The organism is Paenibacillus sp. FSL W8-0439 (assembly GCF_038008995.1).
In the GTDB taxonomy this organism is placed as follows: Bacteria; Bacillota; Bacilli; order Paenibacillales; family Paenibacillaceae; genus Paenibacillus; species Paenibacillus polymyxa.
Window position 1 is genome coordinate 3382457 of record NZ_JBBPAK010000001.1, and the last position, 16457, is coordinate 3398913.

The window sequence follows — 16457 nt, forward strand, 5'->3', positions numbered from 1 at the left end:
CAGAACTAAATTAAATATTTTATATTTGACACCCATTACTGCTTTAATTGTGCCACAAAATCGCGAATTTGCAAAAGTCCTTCTTCTCTGCGTGCAGAATCCTCCAGCAATGGAATGGCTTCCTCCACCTGTCGCACAATGGCACTGCCAACCACAACTCCATCGCAAATGTCTGAAAACCGGACAACCTGCTCACGATTTGAAATACCAAAGCCTATCGCCACCGGAACATCCGTATGCCGTTTGACCTGCGCGATAAAGCCCTCTATACCTTCAAAAAAAGAAGCTCTTTCTCCGGTTACACCCAGCGAAGATACACAGTACACAAATCCTCGGGCCTGACGGGCAATTCGTTCGATCCGTTGTTCAGACGTTGGGGCTACCAGCGGAATCAGATGCACACCTACCTCTGCTGCCCGTCCTCCCAGCTCCTCTGCTTCTTCAAGCGGAAGATCCGGAATAATCAGACCACTGATACCGTGCTCCTGCAAGCCTGCAAAGAAAGCATCCATCCCCATTTGCAATACAGGATTATAATACGTGAACAGAATAAAAGGCAGGCTTGAAGCTGCCGCCCTAGCCAGAGACGCTGTCTCCATACAGGTGCGGATTGAAATTTGCCGTTTCAGTGCACGTTCAGACGCACGCTGAATCACAGGGCCGTCAGCCAACGGGTCCGAATAAGGTACGCCTAGTTCCAATATATCGGCTCCGGCTGACTCTAACTGCCGAATGATCTCTATCGTAGTATCCACATCCGGGTCGCCTACCGTCAGAAAAGGAATTAATGCCGTTTTGCCTTCATGTTTAAGGCGTTCAAACGCCTGATCAATTAAATTCATGACGGATTTCCCCCTAAATACTTGATAATGGAGTCCACATCTTTATCCCCGCGCCCAGACAAACAAATAACGATAATATCATCTGAAGTCAACGTAGGTGCCAGCTTGGCGACCTGTGCAACGGCATGTGCCGACTCTAATGCAGGCAGTATTCCTTCGGTACGGCAAAGGAGCTGAAGTGCATCCAGCGCTTCCTGATCAGTAATCGGGACATATTGGGCCCGCTCAATATCTTTTAGGTATGAATGCTCCGGTCCAACACCTGGATAATCCAGTCCAGCCGAGATGGAATGCGCAGGTTGCACTTGTCCGTACTCATCCTGAAGCAGATAACTCATAGAGCCTTGGAAGACTCCTTGCGTCCCCTTGCTCATGGTAGCTGCATGGAATTCCGTCTCGACGCCTTTACCAGCAGCCTCCACGCCAATCAAAGCAACACCTTGATCCTCTATGAAAGGATAAAACATACCGATAGCATTGCTTCCGCCACCGATCGCTGCCACAACAACATCCGGAAGTCTGCCTTCCTTCTCCAAGATCTGACGGCGTGTTTCATCGCCTATCACACGCTGGAAATCCCGCACCATCATCGGATACGGATGCGGACCGACAGCCGAACCCAAAATATAGAACGTGTCATGAACATGGCTCACCCAATAACGTAAAGCTTCATTCCCGGCATCCTTAAGTGTACGCGTACCGGATGTCACCGGAATCACTTCTGCACCCAAAAGCTGCATCCGAAATACGTTCAACTGCTGGCGAACCGTATCCTCTTCGCCCATAAACACTTTGCATTCCAATCCGAGCAATGCAGCTACGGTAGCCGTTGCGACACCATGCTGTCCTGCACCTGTTTCGGCAATGACCTTCTGTTTACCCATACGCTTTGCCAGCAATCCCTGGGCCAATGCATTATTAATTTTGTGGGCGCCAGTATGGTTTAAATCTTCGCGCTTCAAGTAAATTTTTGCCCCGCCCAGATGTTGGCTCAGACGCTCCGCATGATAAAGCGGAGTTTCCCGACCCGAATAGTCTTTTAGAAGTCCGTTCAACTCTGCTTTAAATTCAGGATCATCCGCGTATTTTCGGTAGGATTCCTCCAATTCAATCAGTGCGTTCATCAACGTTTCCGGTACAAAACGTCCGCCAAATGTTCCAAAACGTCCGTTGTTATCAGGTAATTGTGTCATGCCTGCTTCACCCTTTCTACGAATGCTGTGATTTTTGCAATGTCCTTGACTCCGTTCGTCTCTACACCGCTGGAAACATCCAGCCCGTCGGGATGATACTCGCTAATCAGTTTTTCTGCGTTATCGGCAGTCAGCCCCCCAGCTACAAACAGAGGGATTCCGTGTTGATGAGTCCAAGCCTGATAGGCGGGAATTCGATCCCACGCAAACGTTTTTCCAGTACCGCCACCATACAGGGGATCATAGGTATCCAGCAGTAAAGCATCAATCGTCCCAACGTAGGCCTCCAGTTCGTCCGCCCGGCGTTCTGCCTGGCCCTTCACCGTCTGCTCTTGATTGTGCACAGACCAAGCCTTGAATACCTGTATGCCGAAATGTTCCTTAAGCTCCCGGCAACGCTGCGGACTCTCCTGTCCATGCAACTGAATGACATCCAATGGTGCTTTCTCCATCACATCGTTTAACAGTGCATCGTCAGGGTTCACAAATACGCCCACGCTGCGCGGTCTGCTGCCCGAGGCCCATTCATCCAATACGCGAAGCAACTCTCCAGCATGTGCGCCGTCAATCCGGCGCTTGCTGTCAGCAAACACAAAACCTATATAATCGACCGGTAAGTTTACCATAGATTTTAGCACTTCAACGCTTTGAAGTCCACAAATTTTTACGCCCGTTTTGTTCATGCTTTAACCCCGTCCATCAATTCGACTACAGCCTGTCCTACATCTTCCTTACGCATCAGATGCTCCCCTACAAGAATGCCGTGCGCACCTACCGAATGCATATACTTAACATCTTCCGGTCCTGCAATGCCGCTTTCGCTGATGAATGTAACCCCTTTTGGGATCAGTGAGATCAGCTCCTCTGTCGTCTGGAGACGGGTCTCAAATGTCCGAAGATTGCGATTGTTCACACCAACTAAGGTCGCTGTACCCAGATCCAGCACTGCTTTAAGTTCCTCACTGTCATGCACCTCTACCAACGCATCCAGCCCAAGATCCTTGGCGATTTGCAAGAATGACCCTAAAACATGGGGTTCCAATATCGCGGCAATCAACAGTACCGCATCCGCTCCCAATAGACGAGCTTCATAGATTTGCCGTTCATCAATGATAAAATCTTTTCGCAGCAGCGGAATTTTCACTTGATCGCGAATTTGCTGTAAATATTCAGGACTCCCCTGAAAATACGTAACATCTGTCAGTACAGAAATGCAATCGGCTCCTGCTCCCTCATATGCACGCGCAATATCCACCGGATGGAAATTGGGTCGAATCAACCCTTTGGACGGAGAAGCCTTCTTTACTTCAGCAATCAGCCCGAGCGGACGGTTGCGTCCGCTAGCGATCGCATTTTCAAATCCTCTCGTCACAGGTAAATCTGCAATTAAGCGTTCGGCTTTATTAATCTCAAAATGCTGCTTAAGCTGCTCCACTTCTTGTCGCTTCGTCACCACAATTTTATCAAGATACATATTGATATTCCCCCGTTGCCTGTATTAATTGATCCAGCTTGGAAAGAGCCAATCCAGAGTCGATGGCTTCTGCCGCTCGCGCTACTCCGTCTGTTAAGGTAGCTGCTGCGCCTGAGACATAAATACACGCTCCTGCATTCGCTAGCACAACATCACGATAAGCTCCATGCTCTCCGTTCAAAATTCGCCGTATGATCTCTGCGTTAACCTGTGCATCGCCGCCCAACACCTGATCGAGAGAATGTGTCTGCAAGCCCAGATCGGACGGATGAAGCTCGAACGTGTGAACCTTGCCGTCCTTGAGCTCGGATACTCGTGTGGCGGCCGAAATACTAATTTCATCTAGCCCATCCAAACTGCTGACGACCATGGCTCGTTTGGAGCCAAGCTGGTTCAATACCTCGGCAATCACTTCCGTTTTGCCAGCATCATAAATACCCAGCAACTGCCGATCCGCACCAGCCGGATTCGTCAATGGACCGAGCATATTGAATACCGTCCGCACACCTAGCTCGCGGCGCGGTGCTGCGGCATGCTTCATAGACGGATGATACAGCTGTGCGAATAAAAAGCAGATACCGATGCGGTCCAGACACGAGCGAGCCTGATCACTTGTCAAATGAATGTTGACTCCGAGTGCCTCCAGGACATCAGCGCTCCCGGCACGGCCACTTGCAGAGCGGTTGCCGTGCTTGGCTACCCGTACAGAAACCGAAGCCGCGATAATAGCGGAAATGGTGGAAATATTAAACTTGTGAATACCCGAACCCCCGGTGCCGCATGTATCCAGTAGACGACTGTTCCCCTCCCCAGCTTGCACTGGACTAGCGTAATTGCGCATTGCTTCGGCAAAACCGGTGATTTCATCTACCGTCTCTCCCTTGAGGCGAAGAGCCGTCAGGAGCCCGCCGATTTGCGCCTGTGTAGCACTCCCACTCATAATCTGTTCCATCACGCTACGGGCCTCCGTACGCGAAAGATGCTGTCCTTCAATGATCCGGCTTAACCCTACTTGTATCATGTCATGTCGTTCCATTGTCGTCTCCTCCTCAGAATCAGATTTTTGTGTTACGGAGTGTACAAATAATCTTGGTTGATGACGCTGTTGTAAGGCTGTGTCGTTGCTGGAAACATCGCTTCCGCCGTGCGGATTGCTTTGAGCAGTGCCTTTGCTTTGTTCACCGTCTCCTGATACTCGCTTTCCGGTACCGAGTCCCACACAATTCCAGCCCCTGCCTGGACATAGGCCCGGTTCTTTTTAAACACAATTGTGCGAATCGTAATGCAAGCATCCATATTGCCTGAGAAGCCCAAATATCCAATTGCTCCTGCATAGGTTCCGCGTGCTTCCCGCTCCAGCTCAGCAATAATCTCCATCGCCCGTAGCTTTGGAGCTCCGGATACGGTGCCGGCCGGCAGGCAAGACAGGAAAGCATCGAAGAAATCTTTGTCCTCACGCAGTTCGCCCGACACATTCGATACAATGTGCATCACGTGGGAATAGCGTTCAATCTCCATGAATGTATCGCATTTTACGGTGCCAAACTGGGATACACGTCCCAGATCATTTCTTCCCAGATCTACCAACATCAGATGCTCTGCACGTTCTTTTTCATCCTTCAACAATTCTTCAGCAAGCGCCGCATCTTCGGTTTCCGTTACGCCACGCGGTCTCGTTCCTGCAATCGGTCGGGTCTCTACACGGCCGTTTTCCACCTTGACGAGTGCCTCCGGCGAAGTGCCTACGATGATCTCGTCATCCATTTTCAGATAATACATATATGGCGACGGGTTCATCGTGCGCAGCACGCGGTATACCTGTAGTGGAGAGGCCTCTGTATCGATGTGAAAACGCTGGGACAGTACAACCTGAAAAATATCACCGGAGCGGATATACTCCTTTGCCTGCTCCACGTTTGATATAAACTGTTCCTTTGTCACATTGGATTGGATCTCACCCAGTTCCACATCATCAGGAATGGAGGCAGAGCCTAATCGCTCCGGTGGGGACTGCTTGCGCAGATACTGCGCCGTGTTCTCCAACTTGCGTTCCACATCTGCATAAGCAGCACGAATGTCCTCCTCGCGGAACCCTTCACCTATATGAACATTGCCAACCAGCAAAATTTGCTGTTTCACATGATCAAAGACAATGACTTGATCGCAAAACATAAAACGAATATCATCCATATTCAAATCATCTACCGAGTGCTCTGGCAGCTTTTCGTAGTATTGAAGCAGGTCATATCCAAAAAATCCGATAGCCCCGCCTGTAAATGGAGGCATGTCTTTCAGTTTCGGACTACGGTATTTACGAAGTAATGCTTTGAGCGCTTCAATCGGCTTGTCGCTTAATATTTGCCGTTTACCGTGTTGTTCCAAAATCAATCGACCTTTTTTACCTGAGACCATCAGAAATGGGTCTGTTCCGATGAAGGAATGTCGCGCCCACTGCTCGCCTCCCTCTACACTCTCCAGCAGAAAGGCACGGTCCCGCTCAGCATACCGACGGAAAATCCGAATCGGCGTCTCCATATCAGCCAGCACTTTTTTGTACACAGGAATCAGGTTAAATTCATTCGCCATCGCTATCACTTGCTCCACATGCGGCGTTAACATGAGATCACTTCCTTTCCAAATTGGCGCAGAACCCAATGGAGAGAATAAAAAAGCCTCTACCCGTAAGGTAGAGGCTGTCAGTTATTGAAATTATAAGAATGCTCCATATGTAAAATGATCACAGCAAATAGAAAAGCATACACTTATCCCTTTTGCATAACCGCGCAGATTACCTCAAATAAGCTTCTCTTTATGAAGAAGGTCTCTTCACGGACAAAAGCTTACCCGCTACCGCTGGTCTCTGTAATCTCATATGGAATTGGCTAGACTACACTCTTCTCATCTCAACTCTGCTCTGGCTAACTCTACTCTACTCAACTCTGCTACACACACTATATCTCATGGAATGTTACTTTGGCAACCATCAACTTAAAAAATGGACGATTATTTCCCTTGGGAAGCCAGATCCGGTCTTAGCATCTGTGCTCCGTTCAAATATACATGTTTCATTTCACGCTGAGATTTATCGGTATTCACCTGTACCATCAAACGGATGCACTTGGGCAAGCTACCAGCCACAGGAATTTCTAATGCACACATGAGCGGAACCATGTCCCAGCCGTCAAGCTGACGGATGGCCATGGCTGGAAAGGCAGCATCCAGGTCATGGGTCACCGTTATCCATACATTACTAATATCCTCCGGCTGAATTTCATTGTAGGATACAATTTCCTCCAGTAGTTGGCTTGTTGCTTCCAAAATTTCGTTTGCTTCATTATTCGTCACGGTCGTCGCGCCACGAATTCCACGATTGTACATCGTTACGCCTCCTCTTTTAACTGTTCAATGACTTCCCGGATGTAAGAGACGGAAATATCCTTCACAACCTCCACACGCCCAATACTGCGTGGGACAACGAAAGTAATGCTGCCTTCTTTGAATTTTTTGTCATGCATCATCGCTTCGAGCAATCGATCTGTATCGAGATGTGACGGAAGAGAAGTCGGTAAGCGCAGCGATGACAGCATTTCCTTCGTTTCGTTTACCAAAGAAGGATCTGCCCCCAGCTTCACACCCAGTAGTGCCGAGCCAACCATACCAATAGAAATGGCTTCCCCGTGTAAAAACTCACCATATCCCGCAATCGCTTCAATCGCATGCCCAATCGTATGGCCTAAGTTTAAAATAGCGCGCAAATCATTTTCTCGTTCATCGCGTGATACAATTTCGGCTTTAATGGAACATCCCTTCTCCAGTCCGTACTCCAATGCCGTCGCATCCAGTCCGAGCAAATCCGTCGCATGTTCACGGCACCACTGAGCAAAATCAGCATCCCAGATCAAGCCATGCTTGATCATTTCAGCAAGCCCCGCAGATACCTCGCGAGGAGGTAATGTTGACAACGTATCTACGTCATACAGTACGAGTTCCGGTTGATGAAAGGCTCCTATCATATTTTTCGCCAAAGGATGATTGATGCCGACCTTACCACCCACGCTGCTGTCATGGGCAAGGATAGTAGTTGGAACCTGTACGAACTTGATGCCTCTCATAAAAGATGCCGCCACAAATCCAGCCAAATCACCCACCACACCACCACCAAGAGCGATAACAGCTGAATTGCGATCCAAACCGCCCTCAATGGCTGCTGTTATACCCCGCTCAAATACAGCAAGCGACTTGGATGTTTCACCTGGCTTAACGACAAATGATACCGTTTTGTACCCCGCCTCTTGAAGATTGCTTTCCAATGTTGCCAAGTAGAATCCCGCTACATTTTCGTCTGAAACAATCAATAATGGGCTTTTTTGTGCAATTCCTCGTTCCTTCAACGACTCTCCGGCTTGATGCAGCAACCCACGTCCGATAAGAATAGGATAAGAACGTTCGCCAAGCTGTACCGTCAGCGTACTCATCTTAGTATTGCTCCAGTTGTTGTTCATAGGATGCAATATTCGCGCGGATTTCTTCAATTGAATCCCCGCCGAATTTCTCTAGTAAAGCTTTGGCTATCTCCCAAGCTACCACATGCTCCATGACTACGCTTGCCGCTGGTACCGCACATGCATCCGAACGCTCAACCTGTGCAGTGAACGCTTCTTTCGTATCAATGTCGACGCTTTGCAGCGGCTTATAAAGTGTGGGAATTGGCTTCATAACGCCACGAACCACCACTGGCATTCCGTTGGTCATGCCACCCTCAAAACCACCCAAACGATTCGTACGACGGTGATATCCACGTTCCTCATCGTATAAAATCTCGTCATGCACCTGTGAACCGCGCAATTCTCCTGCTTCAAACCCAATGCCGATTTCCACACCTTTAAATGCATTGATCGACATGACGCCTTGTGCGATACGTGCATCCAACTTCCGATCATACTGTACATGACTGCCCAGACCAATCGGAACACCTTCCACGATACATTCCACTACCCCACCGACGGAGTCACCTTCTTGCTTGATCAGGTCAATATACGCTTCCATCTTCTTCTCCGTTTCTGGATCGGTTACTCTTACCGAAGAAGCTTCTGTTACGGCAATCAGTTCATCAATCGGCAAATCGCGATAAGGAGCTTCGATTTCACCAATGCGGATAACCTGACCTGCCACCTTGATCCCGAACTCAGCCAGTAATTGACGAGCCAAACCGCCACATGCCACACGAATTGCTGTTTCACGTGCACTGGAGCGTTCCAACACGTTACGAAGATCCTTCAGGTTGTATTTCATTCCGCCATTCAAATCCGCATGACCCGGACGCGGCCGATGAACCCGACGTTTTTCTTCATCACTGCCTTCAATAGGCTCAATATTCATAATATTCTGCCAGTGCTTCCAATCGTTATTTTCCACAACTAGTGCAATTGGTGCACCTGTGGTATATCCGTGACGTACGCCACCAGCAATCTTCGCCGTATCTTTTTCAATCTGCATACGCCGCCCCCGTCCATATCCTTTCTGACGACGGTGCAATTGAAAATTCAATTCTTCAAAATCCAATTTCAAATTACTCGGCATACCCTCTACAATGGCAGTTAGCTGGGGACCATGCGTTTCCCCCGCGGTTAAATAACGTAAACTCATGACGCGTTCCCCCTTTAAACTGTTAAACTGTGCATCGCTAAAATCTTTAACTGTGCTTCATTATAGTATACGCACCTTTCTTTGACAAGAAAAGCCACGTCTGAGGCAGATAAACAAAAAAACACGTCCCTCAGCCAGAAGAGCTAAAGGACGTGCGCTGTTGATAAGCCAGCCATCCATTACTTTAGAATAGAAATAAGTTCCTACGAAACGATGGATGATATGTACAGGCTTATGCTTTTTTGCGGTAAAAAAAGGTTTCAGTCGATTCCAGCCCATATTGGTTAGGAGAAAAGATTTGCTCGGTACTGCCGACAAATAGAACACCGCCGGGACGAAGGCTGGCAGCAAACTTTTGATACAACGCATGTTTGGCCTCTTCTGTAAAATAAATCATAACATTTCGACAGATAATGAGATCATACCCATCCTCAAACCGATCCAGCAGCAAGTTTTGCTTTTGAAATTTCACAGCCTGTTTTAAACGGTCATCAATCCGATACATGGCACCATCTGGTTTAAAATATTTGCTAGCTACCTGCTCAGGCACATCCTTGAGCGAACGCTCCAAATATTTACCTTCCTTGGCTTTAGCCAATGCACCATCATCAATGTCGGAAGCTGTAATAGAGCAATTTCCTAAAATTCCTTTACCGTCGAGAACCATAGCCAGGCTATAGGGCTCTTCACCAGTCGAGCAGGCCGCACTCCACAGCTTAAGCTTCTGCTTTCCTACAAGCAGCTGTGGCAAAATGATATCCCGTAGCACTTCCCACCGATTGGGATTTCGCCAAAACTCGGAAACATTGATCGTCATACGATCCAAGAATTCATAGAATAGAGGTTTTTCCTTCATCATGGCATCATAAAAAGAAACAAAACTGGGAAACCCGTTTTTGTTGCGAAGCGTCGTTAACCGCCTTTTCATCTGTGCTTCTTTGTATTGTGCAAGATCAATACCTGTGCTGTCCTTGATTTTGCGGATAAACGCTGTGTAATCGGGGTCCGTCTGACCCAGTTCCAGATCCGTCATGCTACCATCCTTCTTCATACGTAATTAAACTTACACCCAGGTCGCTACAGTTTTTTCATACCGAACCAATTCTTCTGGTGTGAAAAAATTTGCAATCTCGCGCTCTGCGCTCTCCGGTGAATCTGAACCATGAATGAGGTTAAACGGTGTATGTGCAGCAAAGTCTCCACGAATGGTGCCCGGAAGAGCCTCTGTTACTTGTGTTTTACCAATCAGCAAGCGGGAAAGCGTAACAATGTTATCCCCTTCCCAAACCATGGCAAATACAGGTCCTGATGTGATAAAGCCTACAAGCTCTTCAAAAAAAGGCTTGCCCACATGCTCCGCATAATGCCGCTCTGCTTGTTCTCTAGATACCTGCACAAGCTTGCCAGCCGCCATTTTGAAGCCCTTGTCTTCCAAACGACTGACAATACGTCCAATCAGTCCGCGTTGTACACCATCCGGTTTAACCATCAAAAACGTACGATCCATCGGCTCACTCCCAATCCAATCTAATGTATTTATACAGTACTAATCTGTATTGTAACAGAAAGATTGGAAACGGTTAAAGTATTTTGTCACAGCAAACCTAAAATACAACTTTAGTAGGAGCGGCGTGTTACAAAATGAGCAATATCGCGCAGCGTCTTTTTTGTTTTGACATCTGGTAGTAAGTCCAGCGCATTCAGCGCTTTATTAATATATCGGTCGGCGAGAATTTCAGCTTTAGTGATTCCTTCACTTTTTTTGATCATATCCACCGCTTTACGGGCGTCTCCTTGCCCGTCCCCATCCTGAATTCGCCGAATTTCAGCCAGCAGATCATTCCGCAGTTCGGGTTGTTCAAGCGCATAAATGACCGGAAGAGTAATATTGCCCTGTCTCATATCACTGCCTGGCGGCTTGCCGATCTTTTTTTCTGTTCCACACAGATCAAGCAAATCATCCTGAATTTGAAAAGCCATACCTACGTTATAGCCATAGCTGTACAACAGAGAGTTGACTCTTTCCCGTGCTCCTGCAGCCATAGCTCCCAACTGGCAACTGACCGCAATCAACAATGCCGTTTTGCGCCGAATGCGAAGCAAGTAATTGCGCACACTCTGATCCACATTAAAAAAATCACGTATTTGTTCCATTTCACCAATCGACATCTGCACCAACGCCTTAGACAGCACTCGGTGAATATCAGGATTCGGCAGCCCAGCAGCAATAGATAGTGCGCGTGCATATATGTAGTCTCCGGTGTACATAGCCACCCGATTGTCCCATTTGGACTTCACGGTGGGTTGGCCGCGTCTCATTTCCGCATCGTCAATCACATCATCGTGAACGAGAGAGGCAGAATGAATCAGTTCCAGAGGTACCGCTATGCGCTTGAGCTTGTCCAGATCATATTCTCCAAACTTGCCTCCCAGCAATACAAATACGGGACGCAAACGCTTGCCCCCTGCTTTAAGCAGATGAAGCGACGTATCATTAATCAACGGCTCCCTACTGTCAATGCTGCGGTACAGCTCTTCTTCTATGAAGTTCATATCCTTTTTTAATAAACCGAACAAATCCAATCGTTTCATTCTTTCACCCGTGTCAGCGTATTGTCACTCCAGAGAAGCGGCTTCACTCGTCGGTCAAGCAGCCCCAGTTCATATGCATACTGAAAATAAAGCTCTAAACCTTGTTGTTGCTTCTCTCCAAAATCATAACACAGATTCGTAAAGTAGCGCTCCCAATAATCTTCCGAACCTCCAATTTCCTTGCAAGCTTCAGAAATAACAGGTGCTAGGTCAGACAGACTACGCTGCTTGCTTACGCGGAACGCACTCGCAATTTCAGCCACCGCAGCGGGATTCTGAGCAGCAACAGCACGTCGAACTGCCCATACAGCAAAGGTCATACTATAGCCCGTCCAGCGTTTCCACTCTTCCCCGAGGTCGGTTACGTACAGGCCCTCACTTCGCCAGGAAGCCTTGATCGCGTGATCTCCAATCAGCAGCCCTGCATCTGCCTGTTTCAGCATCAAATCAAGATCCGGTTCACAATCAAAGTAAGTAGGCTGACCTTCCCATGCCTTTTGCATCAAAATTTTCAACAAGTTCACCGATGTGGCTGAAGTATTCGTCAGTGCAATGGTGCCGTTAATGATTTCATTTAGCGGCTTGCGTGAAAATAGTAATATGGATTGGACTGGACCGTCTGCACTAACGGATAAATCGGGCAACAGCAGCATTTCCTCAGCACCTGATGCATACGCAAAGGAGGACATCGCACTCATATCCAAACTCCCTTTCAGCATGCCTCGATTCAATTCAGCCGGAACTTTGGAAACCATCTCCGCCGAATGGAGAAGCTCTGAAGGATTAAAGTAATGAAAAATAGGCCAGGCGTTTGTATATTTAATTTTTCCGATTGTGATTGTCTTGGTGTCCGGTATCGGCATCGGAATCCCCCCATCTCGTAAACAGTTGATGTTCTATACGCAAGCTGTCTAATACTTTGCCTACGAGGAACAGTACAATATCATCCAGCGTCTTTGGATGAAAATAAAAAGCTGGCATGGCCGGAATCATTTTGACGCCGAGTCTCGCAAGCTTAAGCATATTTTCCAAATGAATAGCATGTAGCGGTGTCTCACGAGGCACAAGGATTAGCGGACGACCTTCCTTCATCATCACATCTGCTGCACGTGCCATGAGATTATCAGACGAACCGTGCGCTACCGCTGACAACGTCCCCATCGAGCAGGGCATGATAATCATGGCATCTACTAAATAAGAGCCACTCGCTATTGAAGCTCCAATATCTGTGAACGGATGGTATACAAGAGAACCGGGACGGCCTCCGAATTGTTCATTCAAAGCTCCTTCCCGGTCGGTCACATTCCAGCCCAGCTCCTCTTTCAATACCCGCCAGCCAGCATTAGAAACAATCAGGTGAACTGTATACTGCAAGTCCAGCAGTGTCTCTACTAGTCGTACACCATAAATGCTTCCGCTCGCACCTGTAATGCCAATAACGATTCGTTTGCCTTGATGGTTGCTCACCTGATTATTCATTAGTATTGACGCACCACCAAATCAATCAGTGTAAAAGCAAATACGACAATGCTAAGTACACCGTTCATAGTAAAGAATGCCGTCTGCAAACGACTCAAATCTTTTGGAGATACGATATAGTGCTCATAAAATAAAATAATGTATGAAATAATCATGCCCGCCAGATACCACCAGCTTAAATCTGCGATAAAGAACAGCACAATAAATCCGATCGCCGTAATGACATGGAACACACGGGCGATGTTCAGAGCACCTGCTACACCAAAACGGGCAGGAATAGAATAAACCCCTTCGCTCTGGTCAAAATCAATATCCTGACAAGCATAAATAACATCAAATCCAGCGGTCCAAAATGCAATCGTGAGATAAAGTACGATAGCAGTTAAATCCATTTGTCCCGTCACTGCAACCCACGCGCCTAGCGGCGCCAAACCAATGGTCAAACCAAGTACAAAGTGGCACAGCCAAGTAAAACGCTTGGTGTAAGAGTAAAAAACAAGCATAAAAAAGGCCAGCGGGAACAGCTTGAACGCCAGCGGACTTAACTTGAATGAGGCCCAAAATAACAACAACAAGCTAACGATGATGAAAATCACCACTTCGCTCGATTTGAGCAGCCCTGCCGGAATAGCGCGTCCTGCTGTACGCGGATTTTTCCCGTCAATCACACGGTCAATCATACGATTGAAGCCGAAGGCTGCGCTACGTGCGCCAACCATAGCCAGCAAGATCCAACCGATCTGCGGCCATGAGGGAAGGTTGTCCGTCACGACAACTGACCCCAATACAGCCCCCATAAATGCAAATGGGAGCGCAAATAAAGTATGTTCAATTTTAATCATTTCCAAAAAAATAGCAATTTTCTTAAACATGCTGACTCTCCTTGATTCCAATATGCAATGCCGCAATGCCTCCGGTGAGAGAATGAGCCTGAACATCCTTCAATCCGACTTCACGAAAGATGTCAGCCAGTTCATCCCTTCCTGGAAAAAGCGCCAACGAATCAGGGAGCCATTTGTACTGCTCATAACGTTTGGCGAACAATTTGCCGAGCATGGGCAAGATGTGCTGAAAATATGCGTAGTAAATTCCCTTGAACGGCTGCCAAGTAGGTTTGGACAACTCTAGACATACAACCTGCCCACCAGGTTTGACGACTCGTTGCATTTCCTGCAACACGCGGCGCAGATCAGGTACATTGCGTAGACCGAAACCAATCGTCGCATAATCAAATGAATTGTCTTCAAAAGGTAGATCCATCGCGTTGCCTCGTACAAGCTTGATTTGCTTTTCGCGGGATTCTGATGTAATCTTGCGCTCGCCAACATTTAGCATGTTCTGGCTAAAATCCAATCCTACGATGTGACCACTTTCACTTGCACGCGCCATCGCAAGCGTCCAGTCACATGTCCCACAACAAAGGTCGATTGCCGTATCGCCGTGATGCATGTTCATTTTTTTCATTGTAAATTTCCGCCAAGCCTTATGTCTGCGAAAGCTCAGTATATCGTTCATCAAATCGTATTTACCGGCTATACTTTCAAACACGCCATGAACGAATTGCTCTTTCGGCTTGGTGTCGCTTGATCCCATGACGTTCACCTAACCTTCCCTCACAACCGGGTGCGAACTGTTTAGCAGCTTCAGGAAAGGCTCAAGCATGCATTCAAATTCCTCAATCCCCGTGTTTTGTTCATCTGACAGGGTCTGCCGGATGTGTGTAACAGCCGTGCGAAGCTTGTCCAGTATCGCATCCTCGGCTTTGTATTTCAGCACAAGCTTACGCCAAACTGCTGTTTCAGTACCACCCTCTGAAAGCAGTGCCTGCTCATGCTGGTCTCCGTTACCGTAAATATGCCAGAACATATATCCGAAACGGGACTTGTCTGGTTCTGCCCGTTTCTCCCATTCCTCCACCAGCGTGTCACAGAGAGCGAATTCATTAAGAAGCTGCTTCCAGACTTCCTGATCCTGTTCTGCAATAAGTGAAGTCAATGATAAAAAAAGCTCCTGTTTGAAGCAAACCATCTGAGATAAATACTGAGCGGCATTCAATCGATAATGCTTCATCTCCCAGTATAAGCTCATTTTCCCTGCGTTCACTTCACATACAGCATCACTCAGCTTCGAAATGGCCTCGATTCGGCCTGCCAGTGCAAGTAGCTGATAAAAACGGCTACTGAAGTAGTCACCGGCTAACACTTTCAGCTGTCTGGATCGCATCTCTTCCGGACTTCGTATACCGGATAAAGTATCAATCATATCATGCGTATCCAGTCCCATCTGCACAAGTGATGTAACCAAAGCGTACAGTTCATCCTCACTGGCATGCAGCCCTTGCGCATTCCGGTTCAAAAACTCAAACAGCAAACGGGTACGGCTGTCAGGAAAAGCCGGCATTTCCGTATGTTGTTGAATCATGTCGTATTCCACATATTTCCTTGCTAATTGAGGTACGCGATACGGTTTCATCCTAAGCCTCCGAGCCATGACTTTCTGGTATACTCAAATAATTGCAATGCCTTATATTATATCACAATTTAAAATGATTCGCGACTAAAGTACTGTAGGTCCAGCGGTAGAAACATCTAGTTTGTATATACACCGCTAAACCTGTTTTGCCACATAGGCGTTACTGTAATGCGGAAACGAGATTTCAAATCTTCTGGCAGTTCAGCGCCTTCCCGATTTCTAAGTTGTTCCAATGCCTCGTTCGTCCACTCGTTCCGGCGTATATCGGATGCCAGCAGCAAATGGCGTTCTCCTGACCATTCGTCCTGCGTCACCACCCGCAACAGCAATTGCCGTACATTCGTCGTTCCGTAAAAGCTAAAGGCGGCAAGCTCCGCCATGTTTTGATAAATCTCCAGAGGTGTGGTTTCTTCCTTGGACAGCTTAACATCCAGGGTCAGGACAGAATGTTCCCAGCTTGCACTTGCAATCGGTGTGGTCAATGGAAGCTCGTTCAGTGTATCTACCAGATTGTCATCCGTCAGCAACACTCGTTGCTGGGGCGAGATTGTTGCCTGTGTTTCACGAACTGCTGCGGTACCCGAGTCCAGCATCTGTAAGGACGGCAGCAATATTGCTGCTGCGGTGGTTATGAGAATGGAACCACCGAGTGCAATCCAAGGTTTCATCAGAGCCTCCCCTGACCCCTACCCCATAATGTGGGTTTGCTACGGTAAAGGTCCTCACTCTCATTGTACAACAAAAAAAAGCAGGCTATGC

Annotated in this window: 18 protein-coding genes; all 18 read right to left on the reverse strand. The window is 47.7% G+C overall.

Going from position 1 to position 16457, the window contains the following annotated elements; all coding sequences use genetic code 11:
* Positions 1–35 precede the first annotated feature (35 nt).
* Positions 36–842 carry a tryptophan synthase subunit alpha gene (gene trpA, locus MKX36_RS14480; protein ID WP_340864940.1) on the reverse strand — a complete coding sequence of 269 codons (807 nt, stop codon included), beginning with the start codon at positions 840–842 and terminating at the stop codon, positions 36–38.
* Complete coding sequence (trpB, locus tag MKX36_RS14485) at positions 839–2035, reverse strand: tryptophan synthase subunit beta (protein WP_016822200.1); 1197 nt, start codon at positions 2033–2035, stop codon at positions 839–841. Before trpB ends, trpA begins: the two co-directional genes overlap by 4 nt.
* Entirely contained in the window at positions 2032–2718 is a 687-nt protein-coding gene (locus MKX36_RS14490; protein WP_340864941.1) for a phosphoribosylanthranilate isomerase, read from the reverse strand. Before MKX36_RS14490 ends, trpB begins: the two co-directional genes overlap by 4 nt.
* Positions 2715–3509 (reverse strand): indole-3-glycerol phosphate synthase TrpC, encoded by a 795-nt coding sequence (gene trpC, locus MKX36_RS14495; RefSeq protein WP_340864942.1) that lies wholly within the window; start codon positions 3507–3509, stop codon positions 2715–2717. The genes MKX36_RS14490 and trpC overlap by 4 nt, the downstream gene beginning before the upstream one ends.
* On the reverse strand, positions 3499–4545 hold the full coding sequence (gene trpD, locus MKX36_RS14500; RefSeq protein WP_126666179.1) for an anthranilate phosphoribosyltransferase: 1047 nt from the start codon (positions 4543–4545) through the stop codon (positions 3499–3501). Before trpD ends, trpC begins: the two co-directional genes overlap by 11 nt.
* A 32-nt stretch (positions 4546–4577) precedes the next feature.
* Positions 4578–6128, reverse strand: coding sequence for an anthranilate synthase component I (trpE, locus tag MKX36_RS14505; protein WP_016822204.1), 1551 nt, complete (start codon positions 6126–6128; stop codon positions 4578–4580).
* 384 nt (positions 6129–6512) lie between these two features.
* Positions 6513–6887 carry a chorismate mutase gene (gene aroH, locus MKX36_RS14510; RefSeq protein WP_016822205.1) on the reverse strand — a complete coding sequence of 125 codons (375 nt, stop codon included), beginning with the start codon at positions 6885–6887 and terminating at the stop codon, positions 6513–6515.
* Between the two features lie 2 nt (positions 6888–6889).
* Positions 6890–7984 (reverse strand): 3-dehydroquinate synthase, encoded by a 1095-nt coding sequence (gene aroB / locus MKX36_RS14515; protein ID WP_340864943.1) that lies wholly within the window; start codon positions 7982–7984, stop codon positions 6890–6892.
* A 1-nt stretch (position 7985) separates the two neighbouring features.
* The gene (gene aroC / locus MKX36_RS14520) at positions 7986–9155 is read right to left on the reverse strand and encodes a chorismate synthase (protein ID WP_019687864.1); all 1170 of its coding nucleotides are present in this window, start codon (positions 9153–9155) and stop codon (positions 7986–7988) included.
* A 232-nt stretch (positions 9156–9387) separates the two neighbouring features.
* Entirely contained in the window at positions 9388–10188 is an 801-nt protein-coding gene (locus tag MKX36_RS14525) for a CheR family methyltransferase (RefSeq protein ID WP_013371673.1), read from the reverse strand.
* Between the two features lie 30 nt (positions 10189–10218).
* The gene (gene ndk / locus MKX36_RS14530; protein ID WP_013371674.1) at positions 10219–10662 is read right to left on the reverse strand and encodes a nucleoside-diphosphate kinase; all 444 of its coding nucleotides are present in this window, start codon (positions 10660–10662) and stop codon (positions 10219–10221) included.
* A gap of 110 nt (positions 10663–10772) precedes the next feature.
* Entirely contained in the window at positions 10773–11747 is a 975-nt protein-coding gene (locus MKX36_RS14535) for a polyprenyl synthetase family protein (RefSeq protein ID WP_107733426.1), read from the reverse strand.
* Entirely contained in the window at positions 11744–12610 is an 867-nt protein-coding gene (locus MKX36_RS14540; RefSeq protein WP_117289645.1) for a menaquinone biosynthetic enzyme MqnA/MqnD family protein, read from the reverse strand. Before MKX36_RS14540 ends, MKX36_RS14535 begins: the two co-directional genes overlap by 4 nt.
* The gene (locus tag MKX36_RS14545; protein ID WP_016822210.1) at positions 12567–13226 is read right to left on the reverse strand and encodes a UbiX family flavin prenyltransferase; all 660 of its coding nucleotides are present in this window, start codon (positions 13224–13226) and stop codon (positions 12567–12569) included. The genes MKX36_RS14540 and MKX36_RS14545 overlap by 44 nt, the downstream gene beginning before the upstream one ends.
* On the reverse strand, positions 13226–14098 hold the full coding sequence (locus MKX36_RS14550; RefSeq protein WP_016822211.1) for a UbiA-like polyprenyltransferase: 873 nt from the start codon (positions 14096–14098) through the stop codon (positions 13226–13228). The genes MKX36_RS14545 and MKX36_RS14550 overlap by 1 nt, the downstream gene beginning before the upstream one ends.
* Positions 14091–14819, reverse strand: coding sequence for a demethylmenaquinone methyltransferase (locus MKX36_RS14555; protein ID WP_017427546.1), 729 nt, complete (start codon positions 14817–14819; stop codon positions 14091–14093). Before MKX36_RS14555 ends, MKX36_RS14550 begins: the two co-directional genes overlap by 8 nt.
* 9 nt (positions 14820–14828) lie before the next feature.
* Positions 14829–15698, reverse strand: a complete 870-nt coding sequence (locus tag MKX36_RS14560) for a heptaprenyl diphosphate synthase component 1 (RefSeq protein WP_117289647.1) — start codon at positions 15696–15698, stop codon at positions 14829–14831.
* Between the two features lie 116 nt (positions 15699–15814).
* Entirely contained in the window at positions 15815–16366 is a 552-nt protein-coding gene (locus tag MKX36_RS14565; protein WP_340864944.1) for a hypothetical protein, read from the reverse strand.
* Between the last annotated feature and the right edge of the window lie 91 nt (positions 16367–16457).

Excerpts from the sequence above, each read along its gene's own strand:
- aroB (WP_340864943.1), bottom strand. The coding sequence starts at position 7,984 with ATGAGTACGCTGACGGTACAGCTTGGCGAACGTTCTTATCCTATTCTT.
- MKX36_RS14565 (WP_340864944.1), bottom strand. The coding sequence starts at position 16,366 with ATGAAACCTTGGATTGCACTCGGTGGTTCCATTCTCATAACCACCGCA.
- trpB (WP_016822200.1), bottom strand. The coding sequence starts at position 2,035 with ATGACACAATTACCTGATAACAACGGACGTTTTGGAACATTTGGCGGA.
- MKX36_RS14550 (WP_016822211.1), bottom strand. The coding sequence starts at position 14,098 with ATGTTTAAGAAAATTGCTATTTTTTTGGAAATGATTAAAATTGAACAT.
- MKX36_RS14540 (WP_117289645.1), bottom strand. The coding sequence starts at position 12,610 with ATGCCGATACCGGACACCAAGACAATCACAATCGGAAAAATTAAATAT.
- aroH (WP_016822205.1), bottom strand. The coding sequence starts at position 6,887 with ATGTACAATCGTGGAATTCGTGGCGCGACGACCGTGACGAATAATGAA.
- ndk (WP_013371674.1), bottom strand. The coding sequence starts at position 10,662 with ATGGATCGTACGTTTTTGATGGTTAAACCGGATGGTGTACAACGCGGA.
- trpE (WP_016822204.1), bottom strand. The coding sequence starts at position 6,128 with ATGTTAACGCCGCATGTGGAGCAAGTGATAGCGATGGCGAATGAATTT.
- MKX36_RS14555 (WP_017427546.1), bottom strand. The coding sequence starts at position 14,819 with ATGGGATCAAGCGACACCAAGCCGAAAGAGCAATTCGTTCATGGCGTG.
- trpC (WP_340864942.1), bottom strand. The coding sequence starts at position 3,509 with ATGTATCTTGATAAAATTGTGGTGACGAAGCGACAAGAAGTGGAGCAG.
- trpA (WP_340864940.1), bottom strand. The coding sequence starts at position 842 with ATGAATTTAATTGATCAGGCGTTTGAACGCCTTAAACATGAAGGCAAA.
- MKX36_RS14490 (WP_340864941.1), bottom strand. The coding sequence starts at position 2,718 with ATGAACAAAACGGGCGTAAAAATTTGTGGACTTCAAAGCGTTGAAGTG.
- trpD (WP_126666179.1), bottom strand. The coding sequence starts at position 4,545 with ATGGAACGACATGACATGATACAAGTAGGGTTAAGCCGGATCATTGAA.
- MKX36_RS14535 (WP_107733426.1), bottom strand. The coding sequence starts at position 11,747 with ATGAAACGATTGGATTTGTTCGGTTTATTAAAAAAGGATATGAACTTC.
- aroC (WP_019687864.1), bottom strand. The coding sequence starts at position 9,155 with ATGAGTTTACGTTATTTAACCGCGGGGGAAACGCATGGTCCCCAGCTA.
- MKX36_RS14545 (WP_016822210.1), bottom strand. The coding sequence starts at position 13,226 with ATGAATAATCAGGTGAGCAACCATCAAGGCAAACGAATCGTTATTGGC.
- MKX36_RS14560 (WP_117289647.1), bottom strand. The coding sequence starts at position 15,698 with ATGAAACCGTATCGCGTACCTCAATTAGCAAGGAAATATGTGGAATAC.
- MKX36_RS14525 (WP_013371673.1), bottom strand. The coding sequence starts at position 10,188 with ATGACGGATCTGGAACTGGGTCAGACGGACCCCGATTACACAGCGTTT.